Here is a 26,068-nt window from a genome sequence, read left to right as displayed (position 1 = left end):
GTGGCGGCTGGGGCGTCAGCTTCCTCGTCGTGCCACCCCGGCAAGGATCCATGCCTCGACCGCCTCGTACTGCCGGCGCTGTTCCTCCGCTTTCCGCCGCCCGGAAAGCACGGTCCCTGCCCAGCCGAGCGCGAAGCCCAGGGGTATGGAGACCAGGCCGGTGGTGGTGAACGGGAACCAGTTGAAGTCGGACTGGGGGAAGGCGGAGAAGGGGGAACCGGAGACCAGATTGGTGCCGGTCATGAGGACGATGGTGACGAGCGTGCCGCCGATCAGGGTCCACAGCAGGCCCGTGCGGGTGTAGCGGCGCCAGAAGAGGCTGTAGACCAGTGCCGGTGCCAGCGCGGATGCGCCGAGGGAGGCCGACAGCAGGGCCAGCGGCTGCAGATTGTGGTGTTGCACGAGGGTGGCCAGCAGGATGGTGGGGGCGCCCACCGCCAGGGCGGACACCCGTGCGAGGGTCATCTCGCGGCGGGGGGTCGTCACCTTGCGCCGACTGCCGAACACGTCGTGCGCGAGGGTGTTGGCGCAGGCCAGGATCATGCTGGCGACGGATGCCAGGAGAGTGAGGAAGAGCGCCGTCGTGACCATGGTGAACAGGAAGGTTTCGGTCGACGACACGTCTGTCCCGAACGCGGCCCGCGACCCCAGCAGATAGGCGGTCCTGCCCGTCGGATCGGCACCTGCGATCGTCGCGCGCCCGATCAGCGCCGTCGCGCCGAAGCTGACGATCATGGTGATCAGCATGAAGAGGGCCACGCACGGCACCGCCCAGGACATCGACCGGCGCACCTGGCGGGCACTATTCGCGGTGTACATGCGCATGGTGACATGCGGCAGGCAGGCGCCGCCGAGGACGACGGTCATCTCTGAGCTGATCATGTCGAGGCGAGGGTTGGGCCCGTCGGCGAACTGAAGACCGGAGTGCAGGAAAGCCGGCCCCACCCCGCTGTGTGCTGCTGCGGCGGAGAACAGCTTGCCCATGTCCCAGTCGAACTGCCGCAGGATCAGTGCGGCGACTACCGCACCGGAGCCGAACAGCATCACGATCTTCAGGATCTGGATGAGGGCGGTGCCCTTCATACCGCCGATCGCTGCATAGCTGATCATCAGCGCGCCGACGCCCACGATGCACCCGGTCTTCAGCGAGTCGCTGGAGAAGCCGAGGATGAACGCCAGCAGATCACCGGTGCCGGCGAGCTGGATGAGCATCATCGGTACCAGCGCCGCGATGGTGGCTGTGCACGCGGCGATGCGCACCGCGCGTCCGGGCATCCGCCGTGCGAGCACGTCACCCATGGTGAACCGGCCCGCGTTGCGCAGTGGTTCGGCCAGCAGGAACATCAGCAGCATGAGGGAGAGGGCTATGCTCAGCGCCAGGACCACGCCGTCGTACCCGTCGAGCGCGATGACCCCGCCCGTGGACAGGACCGTCGCGGCGGAGATGTAGTCACCGGCGATGGCGAGGCCATTGCGCATCGGCGACAGCGATCCGTACCCCGTGTAGAACTCGTCGAGGTTGTCTCCGTCGGGGCCTGTCATCACGCACAGCAGCAGGATGATCGTGGCGACCGTCGTGAAGGCCATCAAAGACATCGCCTGCGCGGAACTGCTGAAACCGGTCACCGTCCAGCTCCCCGCTTGGCGTCCAGCTCGGCCTGCTTGCGGATCCGGTCCGCGATCGGATCGACCCTGCGGCGCGCCGTGTACTCATACAGCCCGATCGCCAAGCAGGTGATCGGAACCTGGATCAGTCCGAGCAGCAGCCCCGTGGACAGACCGCCCGAGACGGTGCCCGTCATCAGCGAAGGCGCGAACGCGGACAGGACGAGAAAGAGGCTGAAGTACCCGAGCGCCGTGCACGTTGCAACGCGCCGCAGGGAGCGGTAGGCACTGCGCAGGAAGCGCAGGTCGCTGTGGTGGCCGAGTGCCGGATGGCGCGGCGTCGTCCCCCTGTCGGACTCCGGTTGCGGCTGCCAGGGGTAAGTGACATACGAGGGGGACAAGTAGGGCGCGGGGCCGTGCGGCGCTGCCCGGCGGTGCGGCGGGTACTCGGGGGACCCGAAGTCGTCTGGCATCCCGTTTCTCCTTGTGTGGCTCAGGGCCCGTGTGGGACCGAAGGGAAGCGGGGGGTGAGCGCACGCTACCCGTGCGCATCAGTCTTGGCGAGAGTTAGTACAGACCAATTGACCATGGGGTGCCCATGGGTTCGGTCAGCTTCAGGGCCGCGGTTCGGAAGCCTCTGGCGCGGGCTGCCGCCGAACGCGGAAGGCTGAGCTCGGGAACCCGGTGCAGCGGCCGGGAGCTCCCTGCGGCTGCGCAACTGTCGACGGCGAGGACGAGTGCGGTGGCGGATGCCCTGCTGGTTTCGGCCGGCCCGTTCTGAGGCCGGCCGCTGATCATCAAGGTGAGACCTCCTCCAGCGGCTTGCGCTCCGACTCGATGCCTGGTGGACCGGGCAACTACTCGCACATCACACCTCGCCACCCTCGACCTCGCCGCATAAGCAATTGGGCAACGGGGTCCCTCGATCCACTCGAATCGCGGTGTGGGCGGCAGCCCGGCTGGGCCAGGGGTGAGTCTCCCGAGCCGGTCGCGGACCAGGTGCTCGAACTCGGCCCGGTGATCCATCAGCCACGAGAAGTAGAACGATCCCTGGCAGATGACGCCGGCATCGACGCCCCGCTCATCCTCAATGATGAACGGCGAGCCGTCAGGCACCCGCCGACGACTGTGTCTGGGCCGCCGCACGGTACAGCCGGCGCAGCCGCACCACGCCCAGGTCGTGCTGGTACAGGTTCTCCCGCTGGTCGGCGTCCGCCGGCATGGCCTCCAGCATGACGCGGTCCTGTTCCAGGACCTCCCAGTGGCGCTTCTCGATCAGCGTCCGGTAGAGGAAGCGCCAGGAGGCGCGCTGCCAGTCCTCGACCCGGCGGTAGCGCCAGAAGAAGACGCCGCTGCGCTGCTCGTCCACAGGGCAGACCATGCCCACGATCCCGAACGGTCCTCCGGGGCCGGCCGACGGCGGGTACGGGATGGACAGGTCGACCCAGTCCACGCCGGTGCGGCACAGCTCCACCCAGTCGAAGTTGACGCCGCGCTGGTCGGTCTTCTCGAAGAAGTAGCCGCGGTCGGTCTCCCGGATACGGAACTTGGCCGTGGTGTCACCATCGAACATGGTGTGCGAATCGTGGTGGAGGAAGGCGCCGTGCATCGGATCGAGCAGGTTCTCCACGGCGTAGCGCCACGGTGAGTTCCACTCGGCGTAGCACAGGAACGCGTCCACCTCGGGGTCTGTCAGAGGCTCCGGGAGCGTCAGTTCGACAGGCTCCGGGTGCTCCTCGTCGCCGAAGTAGGCGAGGATCACGCCCGCGACCTCACGAATCGGCAGCGAGGTGACCAGCTTCTTGCCCTCCAGGCTGCAGCCGGGCAGCCCGGGAACGGAGGAGACCGTCCCGTCGGACTCGACCTCGACGCCGTGGTACCAGCAGGCGACCCGGTCACCGAGGTGCTTGCCGAGTGAGAGCGGTGCACCGCGGTGCGGGCAGCGGTCGGCGAGCATGGACAGGGCGCCGTCGGAGCGGCGGAACAGCAGCCACTGCTCGCCGAGCGCGGTCACCTTGCGCATCGCGCCGGAGGCGACGAAGTGCGAGGGGACGACGGGGTGCCACTGGTTGCGCAGGCCGGTGGCGTAGATGTGGTCCGCCGTGGCGGAGGACGACAGCGTCATGGTCAGGCTCCCAGTCGGTTCATCTCGGCGCGGAAGGATTCCTCGGTCCACGGTGTGCCGTCGCCGGCGTGGACCTGGCGGGCGTTGAGTCCGCGCACCACGTCGGCCAGCTCGTGGCCCTCCTTGGTGAAGACCTCCTCGAGGGTCGCGGCGAGCTTGTACTCGTACGGGGTCGGCTCGTGGGTACGGGACTGGTGGACGTCCAGGTATGGCCAGGTGTCGGTCACGGTGTCTCCTTGAAGTGCGGGGGGAAAGGTGTTACAGGTCGAGGACGAGCCGGCTCCGTGAGGCGCACCGCGAGACGCAGATCATCATCGTGGCGCAGGTGGCACGTTCGGCCTCGCTGAGCAGGAAGTCCCGGTGGTCGGGGGCGCCCTCGATCACCCGGGTCTCGCAGGATCCGCAGATCCCGTCACGGCAGGAGCTCGGTGCGTCGATGCCGGCGCCCTCGACGGCGTCGAGGATGGAGGTGCCTGCGCCGACGGTGAGGGTCACCCCGGAGGTGCGGCACTCGACCTCGAACTCCTCGTCGTCACCGGTGCGTTCCACGGACGGTGCGGCGAACCGTTCCAGGCGCAGCCGGTCCTCGGGGCAGCGCGCCTCGACGGCCGTGAGCAGGGGCTCGGGACCGCAGGAGTACACCAGCGTGCCGTCGGGCAGCTCCGCGAGCGCGGCATCCAGGTCGATGTGGCCCAGTTCGTCCTGCGGGACGAGGGTGACATCGCCGCCGAGCGCGGCGAGTTCGGAGGTGAACGCCATCGACGCCCGCTCTCTGCCTCCGTAGACCATCCGCCAGGCGGCACCCCGGCGGGCCGCCTCCCCGGCCATCGCCAGCAGCGGGGTGATCCCGATGCCTCCGGCGACGAACAGGTAGGCGTCGGCGTCCTCCAGCGCGAAGTGGTTGCGCGGTTCGGAGGCCCTGACCGGCTGCCCGGGGCGCAGCTGTGTGTGCACGAACCGCGAACCGCCTCGCGAGGCGGGTTCGTTGAGCACACCGATGCGGTAGACGTCCGGCACGTTCGGGTCGCCGCACAGACTGTACTGGCGTACCTGGCCACCGACATGGACGTCGAGGTGTGCGCCGGGCGTCCACGCCGGCAGGGGTTTGCCGTCGGGGTGCGTCAGTTCGACGGAGAGCACGCCCTGTGCCTCCCAGGTCATTCGATGGACGACCAGCTGCAGCGAGTGCTCGCTCATGGCCTGTTGCCTCCTTGCCGGCAGTGACGTGACCGGGCTACTGGCCCGGGATCCTCACGGGTGGGGTGAACGGGACCTTCATCGGTCCGAGTGCCGTCAGATCGACCTCGACGAGCGTCGGACCGTTGGAGGCGACGGCCTCGGCGAGCACCGGGCCGGCGTGGTCCTCGGCAGCGATCCGCAGGTACGACAACCCGCAGGCGCGGGCCAGCAGTTCGAAGTCGGGGGTGGCCAGGTCGACCCCTGAGCGGCGCTCGCTGTAGCGGTCCTGCATGTTGCGCAGGACTCCGTAGCCGCCGTCGTTGAAGACGATCAGGGTCAGCCGGGGCCGTTCCTGGGCAAGGGTGAGGAGCTCGCCGAGGTGGACGGCGAGTCCGCCGTCGCCGGCGATGACGACCGTGGGCGCGTCGGGCCGCGCGAGCGCCGCACCGATGCCCATGCCGAGCCCCTGTCCGATGCCGCCGCCGCGCGGGAAGACGTTGTCCCGCGGGTCGTACATCTCCAGCAGCCGGTTGCCCCAGCTGCTGGAGGGGATCGTGACGTCGCGCGCCACGACCGCCTCGCGGGGCAGCGCCGCGCGGATCGCGTCGCAGATCGCGGCCTGCGGTCCGATGTTGTCGTGCAGGAGTGCCCGCACCTCGGAGCGTACGGCGCCCACGCGATCCGTCCAGCCACTCTCGGAGGGCCGGGCGTGCGGCAGCAGAGCAGCCAGAGTGGCGGCGGCGTCGCCGTGCAGGGCGTGGGCGACGGGGTACACCCGGCCCAGCGCGTCCTTGTCGATGTCGATCTGGATGTGCGCCCCGGGGAGTTCCAGGGTGTAGTCGGCGGTCTCGTTGGAGCGGAAGTGCGTGCCGATGGTGAGCAGCACGTCCGCGTCGGCGAGCAGGGCGCGCACCGCGGGGGTGGTGGCGAAGTTGCCGATGACCTGCTCGTGGTCCTCGGGGACCGCGCCGCGCCCGGAGTTCGAGGTCAGCAGTCCCGCTCCGGTAGCCTCCAGCAGCCCGGCCAGCTCGCCCCTGGCGGTGACCACGCCCCCACCTGCCCAGATCAGTGGGCGGCGGGCGGAGGTCAGAAGGGCGCCGGCTGCGGCGAGTTCACTCCCCGTGGGAGCCGGGACGGCGGCTGTGGGGAGCTCGGCCGGCTCGTCGGTCTGGGCCGCGAACTGGAGGTCGATCGGCCACTCCACGCTCGCCGGGCCTCCCGGTGCGGTGAGCGCGGCGCGTGCCGCCTCGCGCAGGATCCGGCCCGCCTGCTCGGCGTCCGGCACACTCGCGGCGTGGGCGGAGACCGCGCTCAGCATGCCGAGCTGGTCCTTCGTCTCATGGATGAAGCCCCGGCCGCTGCCGAGGAATTCGCTCTCCACCTGGCCGGTGACGTGCAGTACGGAGCTGCCCGCGCTGAGGGCTTCGATCAGCGATCCGGCCGCGTTGCCGGCTCCCGTACCGGTGGAGGTCAGTGCGCAGCCGAGCGTGCCCCGGGCACGTCCGTAGGCGTCCGCGGCGTTCACGGCGGATGCCTCGTGTCGCACGGGCACGAAACGCAGTTCGCGGTCGACGGCCTCGACGAGCGGTAGGTTGTGCACGCTGACGATGCCGAAGACGGTGTCGATGCCGAGTTCCCGCAGGACGGCGACGAGGAGATCGCCTCCGTTGTCGTAACGCATGGTGTCTCCTCAGAGGATGGAGCGGCCGACGCCGCCGCAGACGTCGATGCTGGTGCCGGTGATGTACGAGGCGAGGGGCGAGAGCAGGGTGACGACCGCGAACGCGACCTCTTCGGCCCGGCCGAGGCGGCCGAGGGCTATGCCCCGGTCGGCGGCCAGTTCCGCCTGCCAGTCCTCGTAGGTCCGGCCGGAGTCCGCGGCTGCGTAGCGCCTCGTCCACTGGCCGGTGTCGATGAGGCCGAGACAGACGGAGTTGACCCGGATGCCGTCGCCGGCGAGTTCGGCCGACAGGGACTTGGAGAGGTTGAGGATGCCCGCCCGGGCGGCGCTCGTCGTGATCAGCCGGGGCTCGGGCTGCTTGGCGAGCACCGCGTTGATGTTGACGACGCTCGCCGCGCCGGAGGCGGCGAGATGCGGGCGCGCGGCCTGCAGCGGGTTGAGCACTCCGGCGAACTTCAGCTCCAGCTCGTCGCGCCAGTCCTCGACGGTGGAGTCATCGAGACCCTTCATCCGGGACTGTCCGGCGTTGTTGACGAGTCCGTCGATGCCGCCGAACTCCTCGGCGGTCCGGCGGACGAAGTCGTCCACGGCGCCCGCGTCCCGGACGTCGCACACTGCGGTCAGCAGGCGGTCGTGTCCGGCGCCGAGGTCGGCTGCCATCTTGGCGAGCCGGTCGGCGTCACGGCCACAGGTGGCGACGCGGGCCCCCTCGTCGAGTAGGGCGCGGACCGTGGCCAGGCCGACGCCCGAGCTGCCGCCGGTGACCACGATGGTGCGGTCGGCGAGTCCCAGATCCATAACTCGTGTCCCTTGCAGTTCAGTTCATGGTGAAGCCGCCGTTGACGGCGATCACCTGTCCGGTCAGGTAGCGGGATTCCTCGCCGAGCAGGAAGGAGACGATCCCGGTGAGGTCGTCCGGCTGCTGCGGCCGGGAGATGGCCCGGTTCATTCGGTAGAGGTCGTGCCGTTCGGTGGGCACGGTCTCGGTCGCCTCGCACTCGGTGAGTCCGGGGGCGACCGCGTTCACGGTGATCCCCTTGTCGCCGAGTTCGCGTGCCATGGCACGGGTGAGTGCGATGACCGCGCCCTTGGAGGCGATGTAGTGGGCGAGGCGGGGGGATCCGTAGAGCGCGGCGTCCGAGGCGATGTTGACGATCCGCGCCGGCGTCGCGAAGAGCGGGTACAGCGCCTTCGACACCAGCCAGGGGCTGCGGGCGTTGACCGCCATCAGCCGGTCCCACACCTCGATGTCGATGTCCTGGAACTCCTTGCCGCCCACACCGTTGGCGAGGGCCGCGTTGTTGACCAGGCCGTACACGGGGCCGATCTCGCGTACGGCGGCGGCCAGCGCGGCCACCGAGTCGGGGTCGGCGACATCGCAGCGTACGAAGTGGGCGTCGATGCCCTCTGCGCACAGTTCCGCGACGGCGTGCTCGCCCCGTTCCTGTTCCAGTTCGGCGACGACGACCCGGAAGCCGTCGGCACCTGCCCGGCGGGCCATGGCCAGCCCCAGGCCACGGCCCGCACCGGTGACGACGACAGTGTGTGCGTCGGCCGGGGGCTGGTCAGCCACGGGTGACGCCGTGCATCGGCGAGTACTCGGGGTAGGTCGGCACCTGCGGCTTCTGGGTGCCGATGACGACGCAGAACAGGGCGTCGGTGTCGCCCTCGTTCTTGAGCGAGCGGGTCACTCCGGCCGGGACCACGATCATGTCGCGGTAGCCGAGAGTGCGGTACTCGGCCTCGTCCGGGCCGCGGTGGATGCCGACCTTGACCTCGCCCTCCAGGACGAAGAAGGCTTCCTCGACGTCGTGGTGGGTGTGGGCCGGGCCTTCGGCGCCGGGCGGCAGCACCATGTTGGAGAAGGTGAACCCGCCGGACGGGAGGATCCGGCTGTCGTTCTCGTGGTTGCCGGTGGCACCCGAGCCGACGTACCGGATCTGGCCGCGGCGGAACTGGGCGCCGGCCTTCTCCTGGAAGGAGAGGGTGTCGAAGTCCGCCACGCGGGAGGCCTTCGTGGCGATGAGGGAGTCGGTGTACGCGGTGAGGTCGCCGCCGTTGTCGTACTCGGTGGTCGTCAGAGGCATGGGGGTAGCTCCTACTCGGGGATGGATGCGGTGATGCGGAGGTGGGAGAGCACCCAGGCGTTGAAGTGCCCGGGCTGCTCCTGGTTGGCCAGGTGACCGGCGTCCTTGACGATCACGTAGGCGGTCTTGTGGAGGGCTCCGGCGATGGCCTGGCTCGCCTCGATGCCGGTGACCCGGTCCTGCTCGCCGCACAGCACGAGGGTGGGCGCGGCGATCGAGGGGAGTTCGGCGCGCAGATCGGCGGCGGCCATGGACTCGGCGGCGTACGCGTAGCCGGGCAGCCGTACCGAGGCGGCCATGGTGTCCACGACCCGGCGGACCAGCTCGTCGGGGGTGCCGGGCGACACCAGCCGCGGTCCGCGTCCCTCGGCGAAGGCGCGTGGGCCGAGCTCGGCAAGCTCGGTGGCCCGGGCCCGCATGCCCTTCGCCTTCGCCTCGTCGGTGCCGGAGCCCGGGCTGGAGTCGGCGACGATGAGCGAGGCGACGAGCTCCGGGTGGCGGGCGGCGAGCCGCAGGGCGATCACGCCGCCCCAGGACACTCCGAGGACGTGCGCGGTCGAGGCGCGTTCACGGATGAGAGCGGCTGCCGCGTCCGCGTAGTCGTCCAGGCCGAGCGGTTCCTCGGGGTCGGGCGACTTGGCGTAACCGGGGGCGTCCCAGGCCACGACCCGCACGTACGAGGAGAGTTCGGCGAGCTGCGGGGCGAACGCTGCCGACGACGAGCCGATCCCGTGCAGGCACAGCAGCAGGGGGCCCCGGTCACCGGCCTCTTCGACGTGGACGTCGGCGCGGGCGCTCACAGGATCTGGCCCGTCCGCCCGGCGAGCGCGGCGAGGCTGCGCAGGACCGCGTACGGAACCACCTGGCTGGTGGCCGGATTGCCGGGGTCGGGCAGGTGGGCGACCTCGAAGCGGTACGCACCGTGTGCGCCCGACGCCTCGATCACATGGCGTGTGCGGTGCGCCGCCGGGTCGGCGACGACCTGGACCCGCACAGCGTCCAGGTCGCCGACGGCCAGCGCGACGGACGCAGCCACATTCGTCGATTTGGGGAACTTGACCGGGACCTCGCGGGCGGTGCCGGACATGACCACGACCGGGCCGGTCGCCGACCGCATCCGGGCCAGCAACTCCTCGTCCATCCAGGGCTGTTCGAGGGTCGCGGGCAGCTTCGTGGTGGTGAGGCGCACCTCGTCGAGCGGGCCCAGGGAGCGTGCCGCCTGGAGCAGGTCGAGGCCGCCCACGGCACCACTGGTGAAGTACACCCGGCCGGGTCCCGCCGCGAGCATCCGCTTCGCGAGCTCCTCGTCGGTCAGCGCTCCGGTGGAGGCGATCAGCAGATCGGTGCCGGATTCCAGCACCCGCTCGCCCCATTCCCGTACGACACCCTGGCCCGCGGCCTCGACGATCAGGTCACAGACCTCCAGGGCCTCCTCGAAGGTGGCCTGCCGCGCCGGTGCGGCTTCGCCGAGCGGACGGTTGTCGACGACGCACACCAGCTCTGCGCCACCCACCCGGCCCTCGGCGAGGGCGGTGCCGACGACCCGGCCGATCGCGCCCCAGCCGACGATGCCGACCTTGCGTACGGTGCTCATGCGGTGGCCTCCTGGGCGTCGAGGGGAGCGAGCGGGCCGGGGTCCGGCGCGCCCGCCATGTGGCAGCGGATCTCCTTGGACGGCGGTCCCGCCGTCCCCCACAGGTCGGACAGGTCGGGCACCCGCCGCCACACCCGGGCGATCCAGGCGTCCTCGACGATCTGGGCGACCTCGGAGGTGTACTCGCAGACCAGTCCGGACGGGTCGGTGAAGTAGGAGAAGGTGTTGTTCCCGGGGCCGTGCCGGCCGGGGCCCCACTGGGGGGTGATGCCGTGGTGACGGAGTCGGCCGAGGCCCCGCATGAAGTGGTCGACCGAGGTCATCTCGTACGCCACGTGGTTGAGCGAGGTCCACTCGGCCTGGTTGAACGCGATGCAGTGGTGGTCCGCGTTGCAGCGCAGGAACGCCATCTGGTGCTCGGACCAGTCGGAGACGCGCAATCCCAGTACCTCGCAGTAGAAGGTGACTGCGGCGTCGATGTCGGTGGTGTTGAGCACGGCGTGCGTCACCCCGACGGGCACGGCGCCGTCCCGGCTGCGCGGGACGACCGCCTCGACCTGGGCGCTGATCTCGATGAGGCGCCCTTCGAGGTCGGTGAACCGCAGCCCGTAGCCGCCGCCCGCCTGGTCCAGCGGGCCGGGCCCGAGGACGGGGACGATGCCGCGTGCCTCGAGGCGCCGCGCGGCCTCGTCGACCTCGGCTGGGGTCGCGACGGCGAACGAGAGGCGGCCGAGTCCGACCCGCTCCCGCTCGGACAGTTGGAGAACGTGGTGCTCGTCGCCCGTGCCGCGCAGCCAGCGGGCACCGGTGTCCGACTCGACGGTCTCCAGACCCCAGACCTCTTCGTAGAAGTCGGCGGTCTCTGTGAAGGCCGGGGTGTGCAGCTCGACGTAGCGCAGTGAGCGGAGCCGGGCGATCGGACCGGGGGGTGGTTGGTGCATCGGTCTCTCCAGACGGGCGGACGGACGGACGTGCGTGCGTGCGGCCGGGTCAGTTGGCCCAGGGAAGCGGGTGGCCTGAGGTGCCCCAGTACAGGGACTTCTGGCGCTGGTAGGCGCGGATCGCGTCGCGGCCCTTCTCGGTGCCGAGGCCGCTGTCCTTCCATCCGCTGAACGGGGTGGAGGCGCTGAACTGCTTGTACGTGTTGATCCAGACCGTGCCGGCCTCGATCCGGCGGGCGAGCTGCCAGGCGGCCCGCAGGTCACCGGTCCAGATGCCGCAGGCCAGCCCGTAGACGGAGTCGTTGGCCTGGCGGACCAGGTCGTCCTCGTCGTCGTAGGGCAGGGCGACCAGGACGGGGCCGAAGATCTCCTCCTGGCAGGTGCGCGAGGTGTTGGGCAGTCCTTCCAGGACCGTCGGCAGGTAGTACGCGCCGTCCTCGTACCGCTGCCCCTCGGGCGCCGAGCCGCCGCACAGGACCCGTGCGCCCTCGGAGCGGGCGAGGTCGACGTAGGCCGCGACGGAGTCGCGGTGGCTGTGGTGCACCAGGGGGCCGACCTGGGTGCTCGGTTCGGTGCCGGGGCCGACGCGCAGCTTGCGGACGCGCTCGACGAGTTCACCGACGAAGGTGTCGTAGATCTCGCGGGCCACGAAGAGCCGTGAGCCGGCGATGCAGGACTGGCCGCTGGAGGAGAAGATCCCGAACATCACGCCGGCCAGGGCCTGCTCGATGTCGGCGTCGGCGCGCACGATCGTCGGCGACTTGCCGCCGAGCTCCAGCGAGGCGGGGATGAGCTTCTGGGCGGCGATCGTGGCGATGGACCTGCCGGTTCCGGTACCGCCGGTGAATCCGATGCGGGCGACGAGGGGGTGGCGTACGACTGCGTCACCGACCACCCGGCCGCTGCCCGGGAGTACCGAGAGCAGGGCGGTGGGCAGGCGGAACTCGTCGAGGGCCTGGGTGATCAGCCGGCCGAGGGCGAGGGAGACCAGAGGGGTCCAGGCCGCCGGCTTGAGCAGGACCGCGTTCCCGGCGGCGAGCGCGGGTGCGATCTTCTGCGCGTCGCTGGCGACGGGAGAGTTCCAGGGGTTGATCGCCCCGACGACACCGAGCGGCTCGTACACGCTCATGGTGACGTACGGGCCGCGGGACGGCGTGAGCGAGTCCTCGGCGCACTCCAGGGCTGCCGCCATGTAGCGGAAGGTGCCTGCAGCACTGAGCGCGAGGGCGCGGGTCTCGGTGAGGGTCTTGCCGGTGTCGGCCGTCTGCACCGCGGCGAGCTCGTCGGCCGACTGCTCGGTCAGCTCGGCGATGCGGTGCAGCAGCCGGGCGCGCTCATGGGCGAGCAGGTCCCGCCAGGCCGGGTCCGCCGCCGCTTTCGCCGCTGCTTCGGCCGCTTCGTCGACCTCGTCGGCTGTGGCGGTGTGGACGGTGGCGAGGATGCGGCCGTTCGCCGGGTCGATGGTGTCGAGGGGTTCGCCCGCACCCTGTCGCCACTGGCCCGCGATGAGGATGTCGGTGAGGAAGTGCGGCACGGGTGTACCTCCGGGCGGGGTGGGGGGGCAGGTGGGCTGCGGGTACGGACGCAGGGGGCACGTGCCGTCACTCGGAACCTTCGAAGTGCTAGAAATCTAAGCACTTAACCATTCCTGCGCAAGAACCCGGGGCGAAATCGTTGCCTTCCTTGCCTTGAGCACGTACTCCGCGACACCGATGATGGACACCGAGCCGCCGGAGACTAGATCCCTAAGCTCTTAACCATTGACCGCTTAGCCATTGGAACCTACTGTCTCGGCAACTGCTCAGCCCGCGGAAGGAACCCCTCCATGACGACAGTGGCCGGCAAGCCAGCAATCGGCTCCATAGCCGCGAGACTTGAACGACTGCCGCAATCACGCTGGCACGTCAAAGTCCGGTTTCTGATCGGCGCCGTCACCTTCTTCGAGGCGTTCGACCAACTGCTGGCCGCCTCCGCACTTCCCGTCCTGATGAAGGAATGGCACCTGACCACCGGCCAGGCCACCTTCGCCGTGACCTCCGCCTCCATCGGCATGCTGCTCGGCGCCGTGGCGGCGGGCTGGATGGGCGACCGGATCGGCCGTGTGCGCACCGTCGCACTGGGCGTCGCCGTCACTGCCCTGGCCAGCCTCGCCGTCGCCCTCTCGGGCAGCATCGAGACCTTCTCGCTCTTCCGGTTCGTCCAGGGCCTCGGCATCGGCGGAGTCGTGCCCGTCGCGGCCACGTACATCAACGAGATCGCCCGCTCCGACAAGCGGGGCCGTTTCGTCCTGCTGTACGAGATGATCTTCCCGGCGGGACTGGCGGCCGCGACCCTGGTCGCCGTGTGGGTGGTCCCCAACTTCGGCTGGCGCGCCATGTTCGTCCTCGGCGCTCTCCCGGTACTGCTCGCCGCCGTTCTCCCGCGCCACGTCGCGGAGTCCCCGCGCTGGCTGCTGGCCCGAGGACGAACGCAGGAGGCGGAGGAGGCCATCGCCCGCATCGAGGCCGAGGTCGTCCGCGCCACGGCCGAGCCACTGCCCGCCCCTGCCGCCGGTGCGCCCGACGAGGTGTCCCAGGGCCGCCTGCGCGACCTGTTCCAGGGCCGCTACCTACGGCGTACAGCGGTCCTGTCGGGGCTGTGGTTCGTCGCCTATTACGTGAACCACGGCATCTCCGTCTGGCTGCCGTCGCTCTACACGAAGCAGTTCGACCTGGATCTGACCACCGCGCTCGTCTTCACCCTGGTCAGCAACATCACCGGTCTGCTCGGCACCCTCATCATGGCCCTCCTGGTCGACCGTATCGGCCGGAGGCCCGCCCTGATCGGCGCGCTCGTCGGCACCGTGCTCTCGCTGGGCGTGCTCGCCCTGCTCGGTGCGACCTCGGGCGGTCAGGTCGCCGTCTTCGCCTCGTGCACGACGTTCTTCCTGTACGCGATCAACGCGGGGCTCTACCTGTACTCACCCGAGATGTACCCGACGGCCAACCGGGCCAAGGGGGCGGCGTTCGGCGGCCTGTGGAACCGGCTCGGCGTCATTCTCGGTCCGATAACCGTAGGCACGATCATCGGAGCGGGCGGCAGCCTGGGGCTCGTCTTCGCGCAGCTCGCCGTGGTGGCAGCGGTGGGCGCCGCGATCGCCTGGTTCGCGATCGAGACCAAGGGCAAAACGCTGGAGGAGCTCAACTCCTGACGCACCCGGCAGGCCGGGAGAGGGGCCGGTGTCCCGGAGCAGCGATCACTGCTCCGGGACACCGGCCCCGAGCGTTTGCCCCAGAGCGCCGAGGAGCCCCGACAGCCGGCGCCGGTCCGCGGGCCCGAGCCCGGCAAGCAGCTCACGCTCCTGGGCGGACCGAGCGGCGAAGACCCGGTCGGACAGCGCGATGCCCTCCGGGGTGAGGCACAGCCGGACGATCCGGCGGTCATTCGCGTCGCGCTCCCGCCGGATCAGGCCCACCGCCTCCAGACGGTCCGCGTGCTGGGTGAGGCCGCCCGCGCGGACCGTGCCGGCGGCCGCCACCTCGCCCATCGTCCGGCGGTAGGGCTCTCCTGCGTCGCGCAGGGTGGCGAGCACCTCGTAGGCGGGCAGGCTGATGCCGTACTCGCGGACAGTCCTGCCGACGAGCGCCTGATGTCGCTGGGCGCACTCGCCAAGCCTGTCGAACAGAGATGTGGCGGATTCGTCGGTGGCGGGGGGCGCCGGCACGGGCCACCGGGTGTCTTGGCGCTCGGCTTCCGGGTGCTCGGTCTGCGGGCGCTCCGCCTCCGGACTCCCGGCGCGTACGGACGCCGCCTCGCCCGTGACCTCGGTGCCGCGCACCTGCTCGCGGGCGGGACGGAGCGCGTCGCCGAAGGCGGTGGTGAGCACGTCCGTCAGCGCGGGAGCCAGCTCCCCGGTCGGGACGGAGGCCGCCGGCTCGTGCGCGAAGACATAGCGTTCCATGATCACGCCGAAGAGGACGCTGCGGACCATGGCGACGCGCACGTCCGACTCGGCCGAGTCGCCGAGCAGCCTCGCGAGGGGGGCGCCGACCTGCTTCTCCAGGATCGTGCGCAGCAGTTCGGCGCTCGGCGGGTGGCTGGCCGCCGAGCGGATCAGCGCGGGCCACGGATCATCGGCCGGCAGCCGGTCCCAGCGGTCCAGGTAGGCGTGGGCAAGGGCTGCCGGTACATCGCCATCGCCGTCTGCGCCGAGCACGTCACCCGTGACGCCCGCTCCGCCTCCGACCGCCTCGCGGAACAGACCGTCCTTGGTCCCGAAGTACGCCATCACCAGACCCGGCGTCACCCCGGCCTCGGCCGCGATGGCGCGGACCCCGACGCCCTTGTAGCCGTGCGCCCCGAACAGCCGGCGGGCGGCATCGAGAACCGCACGGCGATTGCCTTCCGGGTCGTGCGAGCCGGGACGGCGCGGCGCGGCCGGGGGCTGCCCCGCCTCGGGTACGGGGCTTGTGGCCGTCTCTCGACGGCCCTTGCTCTTTGGATCCACAGCCCTCACATTAAACGAGTGTTCATAAAAACAGACGTTCAAAAACGGTCACACTATATGTACGGGACCGAGCCGGTCGGTGAGCGGCAGACCGCTGCCGCCGCGCCGCACCGCGATGATCTCGGCCATGATCGACACGGCCGTCTCCTCGGGTCCCCGACCGCCGAGATCCAGGCCGACCGGCGAACGCAGCCGTGCGATTTCCGCCTCGGTGGTGCCTGCCGCACGCAGTCGTGCGAGCCGGTCCTCATGCGTGCGGCGGCTGCCCATGGCTCCCACGTATCCGGCCCTGCTGCGCAGCGCGAGCGCGAGGACCGGCACGTCGAAGCGATGGTCATGGGTCAGCACGCACACCGCGGTCGTCGCGTCGAACTGATCCTCCCGGGCGCGGAACCACCGGTCGGGCCGGTCGGTGACGACCTCGTCGGCACCCGGGAAGCGCTCGGGCGCCGCGAAGGCGGGCCTGGCGTCACAGACCGTCACATGGTGCCCGAGCGCGGCACCGATGCCTGCCAGGGGGCGGGCGAACTCGGCCGCACCGAAGATCAGCAGCTGCGGCCGGGAGGCGAAGGACTGCACCAGCAGCTCCCGCTGCGGTGCGCAGGCGATGTCGCCGTACGCAGCGTTTCCGCTGGTCACAAGGCCGCTCGCGGCGCGTCCCAGCATGCCGTCGGCGGCCAGGGCAGCCGCCCGGTCCGTCTGCGGATCACCCAGCGAGCCGGTCACCGTCCCACCGCCGACGGCCAGTCCCCCGCCGCCACCGACGCGAGTGACCAGAGCCACCGGCACGCCGGCCGCGAGATCGGCGGCGATCCGGCCGAGCGGCACCTCGGGGCCCACCTCACGGATCAGCACCTCGATCGTGCCCCCGCAGGTCAGGCCGACCTCGAAGGCGTCCTCGTCGCCGACCCCCCAGCGCTCGACCGTCGGGGCGGCGCCCGCGAGCACCTCCTCCGCGATCGCGCAGACTGCGGACTCGACACAACCGCCGGAGACGCTGCCGACGACACGGCCCTCCTCCGACACCAGCATCGACGCGCCCGGCGCGTGCGGAGCCGAGCCCCACGTCCGCAGGACGGTCGCCATGGCGAAGCGGGTTCCGGAGCGCTGCCAGGCGACTGCCTGGTCGATGACGTGTCGCATATCGCTCACCTCGGACTGGGAAATTTCGGACAGCCTCTTGCCAGGAAGAAACTTTAGTGTAAATCATTTCAGGTACTAGATAGATTTGTACGTGCCGAATGCAACGGCGCGACGACGACCAGAGAGGACCGGTGGAGCAGGTTGAAACCCTCATCCTTCGACTACACCGCCCCCAGCACCGTCGGCGAGGCGGTCGCCCTCCTCGCCGACGAGGAACGGGAGGCAAAGGTCGTAGCGGGCGGCCAGTCACTGATCCCCATGCTGAACATGCGTCTGGCCAGGCCCGAGCTGCTCGTCGACATCACCCGGATCCCCGAGCTCGGCCGTCTTCACGTGGACGCGGCGGGCAACCTCCGCATCGGCGCCGCCGTGCGGCAGGGCCGGGCCGCTGCCGACAGCGCCGTACGGGAAGGGTGGCCGCTGCTGGCCGCCGCGATCGAGCACATCGGTCACCCGCAGATCCGCAGCCGCGGCACCGTCTGCGGCAGTCTCGCCCACCATGACCCGGCCGCCGAGCTGCCCACCGCGGCCCTCGCCCTGAACGCCCAATTCGTGATCACCGGGCCGCGCGGCACCCGCACCGTCACCGCCGAGGACTTCTTCGTCGCGACCTTCTCCACCGCCGTCGAGGCGGACGAGCTGCTCACCGAGGTCGTGTTCCCCCCGCTCCCGGCGCATCACGGCTGGGCCTTCGAGGAACTGACCCGCAGACATGGTGACTTCGCCACCGTCGGCGTGGCGGTCGTGCTGGAGCGGAGCTCCGGGGAGGGCACCGTCCGGGCGGCCCGCGTGGTCTTCAGCGGCGTAGCCCCCGTACCCGTACGTCTGGCCGCCGCCGAGGACGCACTCGTGGGCAGCGAAGCCGACGAGCAGGCCCTCGCCGCCGCGGCCGGCGCCGCGCTGTCCCGTCTCACGCCCTCCGACGACGTCCACGCCACCGCCGAGTACCGGCGCGAAGGCGCCGCCCATCTCCTCGTCCGTGCCTGCACCACCGCCTGGGAGCGCTGCTGATGACCCCGTCCGTCCCCACCCCGCTCGCGGCGCGCAAGCCGCCGCTCGCCGAGCCCTCCGCCTGGCACGAGATCACGCTCACCGTCAACGGCCGGCCGGTCACCGCCGAGGTCGAGTCCCGGCTGCTCCTCAGCGACTTCCTGCGCGACCGGCTCGGCCTCACGGGCACGCATGTCGGCTGCGAGCACGGAGTCTGCGGGGCCTGCACCGTCCTTGTCGACGACGAGCCGGTGCGTACCTGTCTGACCCTGGCCGTGCAGTGCCAGGACGCCGAGATCCGCACGGTCGAGGGCCTCGCACCCGGCGACGCCCCCCTCACCTCCGTACAGCGTGCTTTCCACGAGTGCCACGGCATGCAGTGCGGCTTCTGCACGTCCGGGTTCGTGATGACGGCGACCGCGCTCACCGAGCAGTCCGACCGCCCGGACGAGGAACAGGTCGCCGACGCCCTCAGCGGGCATCTGTGCCGGTGCACCGGCTACCGCAACATCCGCCGTGCCGTGTGCCAGGCACTCGACGAGCGCTTCGGGGAGTGACCCGCATGTCCCACGACTCCGACCTGCACCGGCACGGCGACGGCGGGTGGATCGGCCGATCCGTCCCGCGCGTCGAGGACGACCGGCTGCTGCGCGGCAACGGCCGATACGTCGACGACATCGCCCTGCCCGGAGCCGTAGAGGCCGCGTTCGTGCGCAGCCCGCACGCCCACGCCCGCATCGACTCCGTCGACGTGAGCGCGGCCCTGGCCGCGCCCGGCGTCGTCGCGGTGTGGACCGGCGACGACGTGGCGGACCTTCCGGCGATGCTGAACAAGGAGGAACTGCGCACCCCGCCGGGGCTCGCCGAGCTCCTGGACCCGGTGGTCCGCATGACTCCCATGCCCCTCCTCGCCCGCGACAAGGTCCTCTACGCCGGCCAGCCCGTCGCCGTCGTCTTCGCCGAGAACCGCTACCTCGCCGAGGACGCCCTGGAACTCGTCGACGTGCGCTACTCCCCGCTGGCCGTTCTCGTCGACCCCGGGCTCTCCCTGAGCCCGGACGCACCTGTGCTGCACGAGGAGCTTCCCGACAACACCGCGGTCGCGGTCGCCGCCCGGGTCGGCGACCCGGACGCGGCGTGCTCCCGCGCTCACGCCGTGGTGAGCGAGCGGTTCGAGGCCCACCGGTACGTCGCCTCTCCGATCGAGACCCGCGCGATCTCCGCCCAGGTGGATCCGTACAGCGGCAGGCTGACCGTCTGGTCGGGCACCCAGACCCCGCACCGGCTCCGGGACGCCATCGCGCACACCCTCGGTCTGGAGTCCGCCGCGGTCCATGTCGTCGCGGCCGATGTCGGCGGCGGTTTCGGCCAGAAGGGCATCCTCTACGTCGAGGAGCTCCTCGTCCCCCATGCCGCCCGCCGCATCGGCCGCCCCGTGCTGTGGCGCGAGGACCGCAACGAGAACCTCACCGCCGCCTCCCACGCCCGTGAGCAGATCCACCGCATCGAACTCGCCGCGGACGCCGAGGGCCGGCTCCTCGCCGTACGCGACCGGATCACCGTCAACTTCGGCGCCTACAACATGACCGGCCTTGTGGTGCCGTACAACTCCCTCTGTCATCTGCTCGGCCCCTACCGCATCCCCAACGTGGACATCGACGTCGTCGGTGTGCTCACCAACACCACCTTCGCCACGCCCTACCGGGGAGCCGGACGCCCGGAGACGGTGTTCGCCATGGAACGCGCAATGGACCGGTTGGCAGCGGAGCTGGGCATCGAGCCCGAGGAGCTGAGGGCGCGCAATCTTGTCGGACCCGACGCGATGCCGTACGCGACCGGGCTCGTGGACCGTTCGGGCAGACCGCAGATCTACGACTCCGGGGACTATCCCGAGCTCCTGCGCCGCGCCGTGGCCAAGGCGGATGTCGAGCGGGTACGCGCACGGCAGCGCGAAGGCGCCCGGGACGGCAAGTACATCGGCATCGGATTCGCCATGTACATCGAGGCCACCGGACTCGGACCGTTCGAAACCGCCCGGATCGACATCGCCCCCAGCGGCAGGGTGCGCCTCGCCATCGGCGCCCCCTCCCAGGGGCAGGGGCACCGCACCTCCATGGCGCAGATCGCCGCGGACGCCATCGGGGTGCCGTTCGATGTCATCGATGTGGTCGGCGGAGACACGGAGGCCACCCCGTTCGGTGTGGGCACCATCGCCAGCCGTGCCCTGGTCACCGCGGGAAACGCCACCCACCGGGCCGGCCGGATGATCCGCGAGAAGATCGTCGAAGCGGCGGCGCGCCGGCTCGGCGTCGACGCGGACGGCCTCCACCTGAACGACGGCGTCGTGGCGTCCAAGGATCCGGGCGGCCCGTCCATGGGGCTGGCGGAGCTGGCCGGACGGGCCCCGCTGCCCGGCACCCCCGAACCCGCCGACGGGCGATACGGCACCGAGATCAGTGAGACCGTGCACTTCCGCCCACCGGGTTTCGCGGTCTCGGGCGGAGCACATGCGGCGGTCGTCGAGGTCGACGAACACACCGGCGGCATCGAGATCCTGCACTATGTCGTCGTCCACGACGCCGGCAACATCGTCAACCCGATGATCGCGGAGGGACAGGTCACCGGTGGCATCGCGCAGGGAATCGGCGGTGCGCTCTACGAGGAGATGGTCTACGGCCCCGACGGCCAGCCCCGCACCGGCACATACATGGACTACCTGGTGCCCACGTCCTCGGAGATACCCGACCTCGACATGGACGAGATCTTCACCCCCAGTCCCATGAACGACCTCGGCGTCAAGGGACTCGGCGAAGGCGGCGCAATCGCACCACAGGCAGTGCTGGCCGGTGCCGTCGAAGACGCACTGCGCCCCTTCGGTGTGGTCGTGCGCCGAGGACCGCTCTCACCCAGCCGGGTCCGCGCATTGATCCGGACGGCCGACGGAACCTGAATCCGGCCCACACATGAATCCGCAGACCCCCGCGGCCTGCCCTCCCTCGTTCCGGCCACGGCCGGCCCGTCTCTGATTGGACACCCATGCAGCTCGACCACAGCTTCACCGTCCCGGCGGATCCGGACGACGCCTGGAAACTGTTCCTCGACCTCGGCCGGGTCGCACCCTGTATGCCCGGCGCCGTACTGGACACCCTCGACGGTGACGCGTTCACCGGACGAGTCAAGGTCAAGGTCGGTGCGGTGCAGATGAGTTACCGCGGCGAGGGCACCGTCAGCCGCGACGGGTCCGCCCGCTCGATGCACCTCGACGTCAGCGGGAGCGAGACCCGAGGCACGGGTACGGCCTCGGCCACGGTCACCGCGACGCTGACCGCCGACCCGGTCGGCACCCGGGTGCGCGTGCGCACGGACCTCGACATCACCGGCCGTCCCGCGCAGTTCGGCCGGGGCATCATGACCGAAGTCGGTGACCGCATCGTTCAGCAGTTCGCCACCCGCCTCGAAGAGTTGCTGCGGGACTCCGGGGGCTCCGCGTCCGTCGCGGCCACAACGGGCCTGGTGGGGTCGTCCGGCCGGCTCTCGCCCGAGCCGGAGGCGGTGGACCTCGGAGCGGCCGCGCTGCCCGTGCTGCTCAGGAAGGCTGCCGTGCCGACGGCAGCAGTGCTGGTCGCCGTCGTGGTGATTCAGCGCCTGAGGCGACGTTCCCGCAGGTAATTCGGGCTGCGCAGCCCGTCCCCCGGTCCGGCCTATCACCTCAGCGGTAAGATTCTCAGTGCCATGAGAAGGTGGCGGGCGCTGTACGAGGGGATGGGCATGGCTGCATCGAGGCCGGCGGACCGGGACGCCGTCGCGAACGTGATCGAGGACTGGGCTCGCGAACGCCCCGAGCTGGACACCAGCCCCCTCGAGGTCCTCGCGCGCCTCCACCGCTCCTTCCTGCGCTACAGCACGAGGCTGACCACATCGATCGAGCGTCATGGGCTGTCCGTGGCCGGCTTCGACGTGCTGACCGCCTTGCGCCGGTCCGGCGATCCCTACCGGCTGACGGCCGGACAGCTCGCGGACACCGGACTGGTCTCATCGGCAGGAGTGACGTTGCGGATCGACCGTTTGGAGAACGACGGTCTCATCGTCCGCGAACGGGACGCCGGTGACCGCAGAGTCGTTTACTCACGTCTCACCGACAAGGGCCTGGCAACGGTGGACACCGTCTTCTCGGAGCACCTCGACAACGAACGCCGGATGCTCAGCGGACTCTCGCCCTCCGAACGCCGCCAACTGGCGCGACTGCTGCGCAAGCTGGAGGTCTCGATCCTCCATTCCGACGAGGAACCGAGCGACGCCACGACGTAATCAGCGAGCCTCCTGTCATCCGACGAAGGCCGCAGTGGCCGCCACGAACGCGTCGGCATCGTCCAGCCACGGGAAGTGCCGCGCCCCGGACTGGCCGACCACCTCGTCGTGCGGAACTTTCACCGCCACCGGGCTGAACCTGGCCTACGACGGCGGCACGCCGACCTTCGACCTGGCCGTCGATGCCGGAAGCGCCGTGGGCAACGCCCCGCAGGTCCAGCTGTCCTACGACTGCTCCGGCGACGGCAGCTGGAACCGGGTCGAGACCTACCGCTACTTCGCCACCGATCCCGTAGCCGGCTGGGAGCACTACACGAAAGGGCCGCACTGATCTCTGCCACAGGAGCTGCCTGCGATCACAAGAACGGAACCGTCCAGGCAAAGGTGTGGAACGCCATCGGCAACGCACCCAGCACCCTCGGCACCGGAGATCTCTCAGAGATCCACCTCTCCTACGGTGACCGTCACGGCTGCGCGGCCTGACCTGGCGGGTCAGACCGAGCAGGCCGGCGCTGCTCACTGGCCGACTGCTTTCCTCCCTGGTGGAGAAAGACCACCGACAGGATATGGACGAGCGGGACACCCTCAAGGCCCAGGAACCTTCTAGAGACCCTGGGGGACCACCATCCCAGCGACAGCCACGACGACATGGCCATCCTCGCCCTGCGCAGCGGACACCCCGGGCACTTGACGCGGCAAATGCCTGCGCCTGGCCGTCAGCTCCAGGCCAGCCCGTCAGCAAGGAGTCAAATCAGAATCATCACGCGGGGCCCCGGTGGCACAGGTGCCACTCGGTCATCAAGTTCCAGGACCAGGCAATACTTGCAGCTGATGCGCACTCAGTTACTGGACGCAAATCCTTGCCGGGGGTCAACCGTCTCTGCGATCCAGGACACGACGGGCCGCCTCTGCCTCGGCCGCAGGCGGCGACAACTCGTCGAGCGTGTCGAGTTCGGCGTCTGCCTCCAGCTCGCGTTCCCAGGCCGCAGCGAGGCGCTCCTGCTCATCGCTTGGTTCGGCGCCGACAGTCTGCCGATCCTCCGGGTTCAGAGCCGCCAGAAATCTAGCCACCGAGTCCATCGGCATGCCGTACTCCTCGTCGCTGGAACAGCGTGTTGATTCCCGCCCAGCATGATCAATCGGCTTTCCGCCAGTCGCCTGACACGGCTTCAGCACACTCGAATGGCCGCAGCCCGGACGAGCCGGCCCGACGAACGCCCGTCAGACCACCACGGGCCAAACCACAGACGGCCTGTCCGACAGACCACCAGGATCCGGTGCTGTCAGCGAAGGCACTGTTGCGCCCGCGCCAGTGGCGGGAACGGAATTCCAGTATCCGCACAGGCTGAGGAACGACAGCGCCGCCGCGCGCACAGCTTCCACCACCGCCTGGTGCAGTCGCCTGCTGACCTGCTCGGACTGGCAGGGCGCCGGACTACCGGTGAGGGTGAACCACTGCGCGGTGCCGGTATACCGCGCCGCGACATCAGCCTGTCTGCCGTCCCAGGTGGTGCGTACGGTCAGATCGCCGGTCACGATCCCGGCCCCGTCCGCACGGGCGCCTCCTCACCCGGTGAAAACGCCTTTCGTCGTCCATGTCGCTTTGGCCACGATGACTTTCTGCCTCCTGATCGTGAGGGGGCATCATGAGCACGCTGTTCGCCCCCCTGCCCCGGTCCTGTGGCCCGGGCCAGCTGGTCCTGGCCCCGACCGCGAGTTCCTTGGTGTCCCGCTGTGGCGAGCCTTCGCCGCCACCGGGGCTGACCTGCTGTGGCGGGTGCCGGCCAACCGCGTCCTGCCCGTCCGCAAGCTGCTTCGTGACGGATCACGGCTCTCCGACATCCACGCCGGCACCGACCCGGCGAAACGAGACCCGGTGCAGGTCCGCGTCCTGGCCTACCAACTCAGGTCTGCCCGGGCCGCGAGCACTACACCACCTGCGCTCGCCGGCACGGCCTGTTCGACGCGCTCTACCGTCTCGCGGCGGAGCTGGACATGCCTACCTTGGTCGACCTCCGGTTACGAAAACGCCGGAGACGGCTTCCGCCATCCGCTCAAGAGGCCCGCGGGCGGCGAGCTGACCGAGGCCCAGCGGACCTACAACAAGGCCATCCGAGGCGTCCACAGCGTGTGCGAACGAGCCAACTCCCTGCTCAAGAGCACCTTCAAGGCCCTGCTACGAGTCAGCCTCGATCCCGGCCAGATCACCCAGATCGCCGCCGCGGCCCTCGTCCTGCTCCAGCTCCAGCTCCAGCTCCAGCTCCAGCTCCAGCTCCAGCTCCAGCTCCAGCTCCAGCTCGAATATGCCCGAACCATCTGAATTGTCCTGTCTCGCTGAAGTTTGGTCACGGCTCATCGAAGTTTGAGCGAGTACCCCCACCCACATGAGTATGCGTACTCACGTGCAGGGGGAGGCTTGATCGGAAACTGTGCACATGACACGAATCCCTGCCTTGAGCAGCACATTCGCCCGCGCCTCGCGCCGCCTGCTGCTCAACTTCGCGATAACCACGCTTGCTGCGCTGACACTTGGCGCGTGCGGCGCCGAGAAGACGAACGCCGACAGTGAGCAAAACAAGCCCGCAGACGCCGTCGGAGGCCGGCCCGACGCGGCCTTCACGGCGATGCTGGACAAGATCGCGCAGTCGTGTCCGCCGAGCGCTCCGCCAGAGCCGCCGCCGACCGGTCCGGCGGAGACACTGCCGTCCGGTTCGGTGGAGACACCGCCGAGCGACGCGATCGAGCCCATCGCCCCCACGGCCGGTCCGGAAGTGGAGTTGAACGCTCGCGACTTGTGCGCGAGCAACCTCCATGAAGAGCGCATCGCCCAGGCGCTGTGGGATGTAGTGGAACCCACCCCCACCAAGGTCAGGGCGATCCTGAACGACCTCGGCTATATCGACGAGCGCATCCACGACCTCAGGCAGTCCGGTGCGACCACTCGGTTCTTCCTCGACCTGCGTGACAAGGGTGGACGGCTCTGCTTGGAGGGCTCGGCAGCCGGCGAGAAGACCGTCGTCGACAAGTGCGTAGCCCCCGCGACCGGCCCGTTCACGGCTGGAGAGAGGAAGCAGTGACCACCAGTTTGGTGTTGTCGGCGTACATCGCTGCGGCCCTGAACTGAGTACTCAGTCTTCAGCGAGACAAAGGGCAATCCGCCACCAGCGGTCCGTCGATGCCTCGGGGCCCGGTGACACCCCCCCGGATCATCACCAACAGGAGGGGGAAGTCATGCCGGACCCGAAGGCCGGAGGCCCCAATTGCGGAGCCACGAAAACCGTAACGGGTGGGGGACGGAGGCCGGTTGACCGGCCTGGAGCAGCAGGCCGACGTCCTGCTGAATTTCACAAGGAACCTGATCAGCGAGCGCAGCGACCTCGGTAGTCCCGGCCCGCAGACGAACGTCGAAGGGTAACCCTCATCGCAGAACACCGGGTCAAGATCCAAGGGCGTCAGCTCGCGGAAGACGATCGCCAACCAGATCGCGTCTTCCCCCAGATATCCATGGACAGGCACGTGCCGTCCTCATGGAGATACGCCTCACCCTGGCCGTTCTCCGGCTCGAACTCCCATATGAGGCTGCATACTTCGCTGTGGCCACCGTCTCCGAAACCGTCCACGCCCACGGACTACGGCACTGCCGCTACAGAGGCATGGCCAACACCCACGTCCAGCACATTCTCACCGCCGCCGGAACGGACATCATCCGACTGAACGGACGCTTCCCGCCAGGCACTTCACCACCACGCCAGCCCCGTCCCGTGAGTCGATTCAAGCGACTCCGCCGAACCCTGACCGAGTGAAGATCACCAACAGCATGACCTCTGTGGAACGTAAACGCTTTGTAGCAATCTATAGGTGCGCGGCCCTTCGTGACACCAAGCGGGAGCCGGGAGGCTGAGTAAGGGCTGCCGGGAATTGACTTGGGT

At 69.9% G+C, this 26,068-nt stretch carries 26 protein-coding genes and 2 pseudogenes; 11 read left to right on the top strand and 17 right to left on the bottom strand.

From position 1 onward, the window contains the following. Window positions 1-15: 15 nt before the first annotated feature. The 13 genes from ABZX90_RS41790 to ABZX90_RS41730 form a co-directional block, all read right to left on the bottom strand. Entirely contained in the window at window positions 16-1,626 is a 1,611-nt protein-coding gene (locus ABZX90_RS41790) for a cation acetate symporter (protein WP_351133176.1), read from the bottom strand. Beyond that, complete coding sequence (locus tag ABZX90_RS41785; protein WP_355213495.1) at window positions 1,623-2,078, bottom strand: DUF485 domain-containing protein; 456 nt, start codon at window positions 2,076-2,078, stop codon at window positions 1,623-1,625. Before ABZX90_RS41785 ends, ABZX90_RS41790 begins: the two co-directional genes overlap by 4 nt. Before the next feature lie 635 nt (window positions 2,079-2,713). Further along, window positions 2,714-3,730 carry an aromatic ring-hydroxylating dioxygenase subunit alpha gene (locus ABZX90_RS41780; protein ID WP_355213494.1) on the bottom strand — a complete coding sequence of 339 codons (1,017 nt, stop codon included), beginning with the start codon at window positions 3,728-3,730 and terminating at the stop codon, window positions 2,714-2,716. A gap of 2 nt (window positions 3,731-3,732) precedes the next feature. Then, window positions 3,733-3,957 (bottom strand): recombinase-like helix-turn-helix domain-containing protein, encoded by a 225-nt coding sequence (locus ABZX90_RS41775; protein ID WP_351182283.1) that lies wholly within the window; start codon window positions 3,955-3,957, stop codon window positions 3,733-3,735. 31 nt (window positions 3,958-3,988) lie between these two features. Beyond that, window positions 3,989-4,927, bottom strand: coding sequence for a PDR/VanB family oxidoreductase (locus ABZX90_RS41770; protein WP_351133184.1), 939 nt, complete (start codon window positions 4,925-4,927; stop codon window positions 3,989-3,991). A gap of 37 nt (window positions 4,928-4,964) precedes the next feature. Continuing rightward, a complete protein-coding gene (locus ABZX90_RS41765) occupies window positions 4,965-6,590 on the bottom strand; it encodes a thiamine pyrophosphate-binding protein (RefSeq protein ID WP_355213493.1) in 1,626 nt (541 codons plus the stop codon). Between the two features lie 9 nt (window positions 6,591-6,599). Next, complete coding sequence (locus ABZX90_RS41760) at window positions 6,600-7,388, bottom strand: SDR family oxidoreductase (RefSeq protein WP_351133188.1); 789 nt, start codon at window positions 7,386-7,388, stop codon at window positions 6,600-6,602. Window positions 7,389-7,407: 19 nt separating this feature from the next. Further along, window positions 7,408-8,163, bottom strand: a complete 756-nt coding sequence (locus ABZX90_RS41755; protein ID WP_351133190.1) for an SDR family oxidoreductase — start codon at window positions 8,161-8,163, stop codon at window positions 7,408-7,410. After that, window positions 8,156-8,677 carry a cupin domain-containing protein gene (locus ABZX90_RS41750; protein WP_351133192.1) on the bottom strand — a complete coding sequence of 174 codons (522 nt, stop codon included), beginning with the start codon at window positions 8,675-8,677 and terminating at the stop codon, window positions 8,156-8,158. The genes ABZX90_RS41755 and ABZX90_RS41750 overlap by 8 nt, the downstream gene beginning before the upstream one ends. Before the next feature lie 11 nt (window positions 8,678-8,688). Beyond that, window positions 8,689-9,477 (bottom strand): alpha/beta fold hydrolase, encoded by a 789-nt coding sequence (locus ABZX90_RS41745; RefSeq protein WP_351133194.1) that lies wholly within the window; start codon window positions 9,475-9,477, stop codon window positions 8,689-8,691. Then, window positions 9,474-10,271 carry an aspartate dehydrogenase domain-containing protein gene (locus tag ABZX90_RS41740; RefSeq protein WP_355213492.1) on the bottom strand — a complete coding sequence of 266 codons (798 nt, stop codon included), beginning with the start codon at window positions 10,269-10,271 and terminating at the stop codon, window positions 9,474-9,476. Before ABZX90_RS41740 ends, ABZX90_RS41745 begins: the two co-directional genes overlap by 4 nt. Continuing rightward, window positions 10,268-11,212 (bottom strand): VOC family protein, encoded by a 945-nt coding sequence (locus tag ABZX90_RS41735; protein WP_355213491.1) that lies wholly within the window; start codon window positions 11,210-11,212, stop codon window positions 10,268-10,270. Before ABZX90_RS41735 ends, ABZX90_RS41740 begins: the two co-directional genes overlap by 4 nt. A gap of 49 nt (window positions 11,213-11,261) precedes the next feature. Further along, window positions 11,262-12,746, bottom strand: a complete 1,485-nt coding sequence (locus ABZX90_RS41730) for an aldehyde dehydrogenase family protein (RefSeq protein ID WP_355213490.1) — start codon at window positions 12,744-12,746, stop codon at window positions 11,262-11,264. A gap of 291 nt (window positions 12,747-13,037) precedes the next feature. Here ABZX90_RS41730 and ABZX90_RS41725 point away from each other — a divergent pair, with 291 nt between their 5' ends. Further along, window positions 13,038-14,402, top strand: coding sequence for an MFS transporter (locus ABZX90_RS41725; protein WP_351133202.1), 1,365 nt, complete (start codon window positions 13,038-13,040; stop codon window positions 14,400-14,402). A 45-nt stretch (window positions 14,403-14,447) separates the two neighbouring features. Here ABZX90_RS41725 and ABZX90_RS41720 read toward each other — a convergent pair whose 3' ends face one another. Next, entirely contained in the window at window positions 14,448-15,698 is a 1,251-nt protein-coding gene (locus tag ABZX90_RS41720) for a TetR family transcriptional regulator (RefSeq protein WP_355213489.1), read from the bottom strand. Window positions 15,699-15,746: 48 nt separating this feature from the next. Beyond that, the gene (locus ABZX90_RS41715) at window positions 15,747-16,841 is read right to left on the bottom strand and encodes an XdhC/CoxI family protein (protein ID WP_355213488.1); all 1,095 of its coding nucleotides are present in this window, start codon (window positions 16,839-16,841) and stop codon (window positions 15,747-15,749) included. 141 nt (window positions 16,842-16,982) lie between these two features. Here ABZX90_RS41715 and ABZX90_RS41710 point away from each other — a divergent pair, with 141 nt between their 5' ends. The 6 genes from ABZX90_RS41710 (at window position 16,983) to ABZX90_RS41685 (ending at window position 22,470) form a co-directional block, all read left to right on the top strand. Beyond that, the gene (locus tag ABZX90_RS41710) at window positions 16,983-17,852 is read left to right on the top strand and encodes a xanthine dehydrogenase family protein subunit M (RefSeq protein WP_355213487.1); all 870 of its coding nucleotides are present in this window, start codon (window positions 16,983-16,985) and stop codon (window positions 17,850-17,852) included. Further along, the gene (locus tag ABZX90_RS41705; protein WP_351133210.1) at window positions 17,852-18,388 is read left to right on the top strand and encodes a (2Fe-2S)-binding protein; all 537 of its coding nucleotides are present in this window, start codon (window positions 17,852-17,854) and stop codon (window positions 18,386-18,388) included. Before ABZX90_RS41710 ends, ABZX90_RS41705 begins: the two co-directional genes overlap by 1 nt. Before the next feature lie 5 nt (window positions 18,389-18,393). Further along, complete coding sequence (locus tag ABZX90_RS41700; RefSeq protein WP_355213486.1) at window positions 18,394-20,781, top strand: xanthine dehydrogenase family protein molybdopterin-binding subunit; 2,388 nt, start codon at window positions 18,394-18,396, stop codon at window positions 20,779-20,781. An 86-nt stretch (window positions 20,782-20,867) separates the two neighbouring features. After that, window positions 20,868-21,500, top strand: coding sequence for an SRPBCC family protein (locus ABZX90_RS41695; RefSeq protein ID WP_351133214.1), 633 nt, complete (start codon window positions 20,868-20,870; stop codon window positions 21,498-21,500). Window positions 21,501-21,599: 99 nt separating this feature from the next. Then, the gene (locus tag ABZX90_RS41690) at window positions 21,600-22,139 is read left to right on the top strand and encodes a MarR family transcriptional regulator (RefSeq protein ID WP_351542755.1); all 540 of its coding nucleotides are present in this window, start codon (window positions 21,600-21,602) and stop codon (window positions 22,137-22,139) included. A 34-nt stretch (window positions 22,140-22,173) separates the two neighbouring features. Next, entirely contained in the window at window positions 22,174-22,470 is a 297-nt protein-coding gene (locus tag ABZX90_RS41685) for a hypothetical protein (protein ID WP_355213485.1), read from the top strand. 539 nt (window positions 22,471-23,009) lie between these two features. On the opposite strand, the gene ABZX90_RS41680 is transcribed toward ABZX90_RS41685, so the two are convergent. Both ABZX90_RS41680 and ABZX90_RS41675 read right to left on the bottom strand, forming a co-directional pair. Beyond that, window positions 23,010-23,225 carry a hypothetical protein gene (locus ABZX90_RS41680; RefSeq protein ID WP_351133219.1) on the bottom strand — a complete coding sequence of 72 codons (216 nt, stop codon included), beginning with the start codon at window positions 23,223-23,225 and terminating at the stop codon, window positions 23,010-23,012. 135 nt (window positions 23,226-23,360) lie between these two features. Further along, on the bottom strand, window positions 23,361-23,675 hold the full coding sequence (locus ABZX90_RS41675) for a hypothetical protein (RefSeq protein WP_351133221.1): 315 nt from the start codon (window positions 23,673-23,675) through the stop codon (window positions 23,361-23,363). Between the two features lie 140 nt (window positions 23,676-23,815). On the opposite strand from ABZX90_RS41675, the pseudogene ABZX90_RS41670 reads away from it, so the two are divergent. The 4 genes and pseudogenes from ABZX90_RS41670 to ABZX90_RS41655 all read left to right on the top strand — a co-directional run. Next, window positions 23,816-23,976 (top strand): annotated as a pseudogene (locus ABZX90_RS41670) (IS4 family transposase); the annotation flags it as partial. Between the two features lie 39 nt (window positions 23,977-24,015). After that, complete coding sequence (locus tag ABZX90_RS41665; protein ID WP_355213500.1) at window positions 24,016-24,459, top strand: transposase family protein; 444 nt, start codon at window positions 24,016-24,018, stop codon at window positions 24,457-24,459. Window positions 24,460-24,592: 133 nt separating this feature from the next. Further along, a complete protein-coding gene (locus tag ABZX90_RS41660) occupies window positions 24,593-25,216 on the top strand; it encodes a hypothetical protein (RefSeq protein WP_355213484.1) in 624 nt (207 codons plus the stop codon). Window positions 25,217-25,735: 519 nt separating this feature from the next. Then, a pseudogene (locus ABZX90_RS41655) lies at window positions 25,736-25,942 on the top strand (transposase); the annotation flags it as partial. Window positions 25,943-26,068 lie beyond the last annotated feature (126 nt).

Origin of the sequence: Streptomyces sp. NPDC002935, from assembly GCF_040611295.1 — a bacterium.
Taxonomy (GTDB): domain Bacteria; phylum Actinomycetota; class Actinomycetes; order Streptomycetales; family Streptomycetaceae; genus Streptomyces.
This window is presented reverse-complemented; position numbering and strand designations above follow the sequence as displayed.

Bases quoted from the DNA above. Each gene is read 5' to 3' on its own strand.
- ABZX90_RS41785 (WP_355213495.1), bottom strand. From the start codon at position 2,078: ATGCCAGACGACTTCGGGTCCCCCGAGTACCCGCCGCACCGCCGGGCA.
- ABZX90_RS41780 (WP_355213494.1), bottom strand. From the start codon at position 3,730: ATGACGCTGTCGTCCTCCGCCACGGCGGACCACATCTACGCCACCGGC.
- ABZX90_RS41770 (WP_351133184.1), bottom strand. From the start codon at position 4,927: ATGAGCGAGCACTCGCTGCAGCTGGTCGTCCATCGAATGACCTGGGAG.
- ABZX90_RS41765 (WP_355213493.1), bottom strand. From the start codon at position 6,590: ATGCGTTACGACAACGGAGGCGATCTCCTCGTCGCCGTCCTGCGGGAA.
- ABZX90_RS41760 (WP_351133188.1), bottom strand. From the start codon at position 7,388: ATGGATCTGGGACTCGCCGACCGCACCATCGTGGTCACCGGCGGCAGC.
- ABZX90_RS41750 (WP_351133192.1), bottom strand. From the start codon at position 8,677: ATGCCTCTGACGACCACCGAGTACGACAACGGCGGCGACCTCACCGCG.
- ABZX90_RS41740 (WP_355213492.1), bottom strand. From the start codon at position 10,271: ATGAGCACCGTACGCAAGGTCGGCATCGTCGGCTGGGGCGCGATCGGC.
- ABZX90_RS41735 (WP_355213491.1), bottom strand. From the start codon at position 11,212: ATGCACCAACCACCCCCCGGTCCGATCGCCCGGCTCCGCTCACTGCGC.
- ABZX90_RS41725 (WP_351133202.1), top strand. From the start codon at position 13,038: ATGACGACAGTGGCCGGCAAGCCAGCAATCGGCTCCATAGCCGCGAGA.
- ABZX90_RS41715 (WP_355213488.1), bottom strand. From the start codon at position 16,841: ATGCGACACGTCATCGACCAGGCAGTCGCCTGGCAGCGCTCCGGAACC.
- ABZX90_RS41705 (WP_351133210.1), top strand. From the start codon at position 17,852: ATGACCCCGTCCGTCCCCACCCCGCTCGCGGCGCGCAAGCCGCCGCTC.
- ABZX90_RS41700 (WP_355213486.1), top strand. From the start codon at position 18,394: ATGTCCCACGACTCCGACCTGCACCGGCACGGCGACGGCGGGTGGATC.
- ABZX90_RS41695 (WP_351133214.1), top strand. From the start codon at position 20,868: ATGCAGCTCGACCACAGCTTCACCGTCCCGGCGGATCCGGACGACGCC.
- ABZX90_RS41690 (WP_351542755.1), top strand. From the start codon at position 21,600: ATGGCTGCATCGAGGCCGGCGGACCGGGACGCCGTCGCGAACGTGATC.
- ABZX90_RS41680 (WP_351133219.1), bottom strand. From the start codon at position 23,225: ATGCCGATGGACTCGGTGGCTAGATTTCTGGCGGCTCTGAACCCGGAG.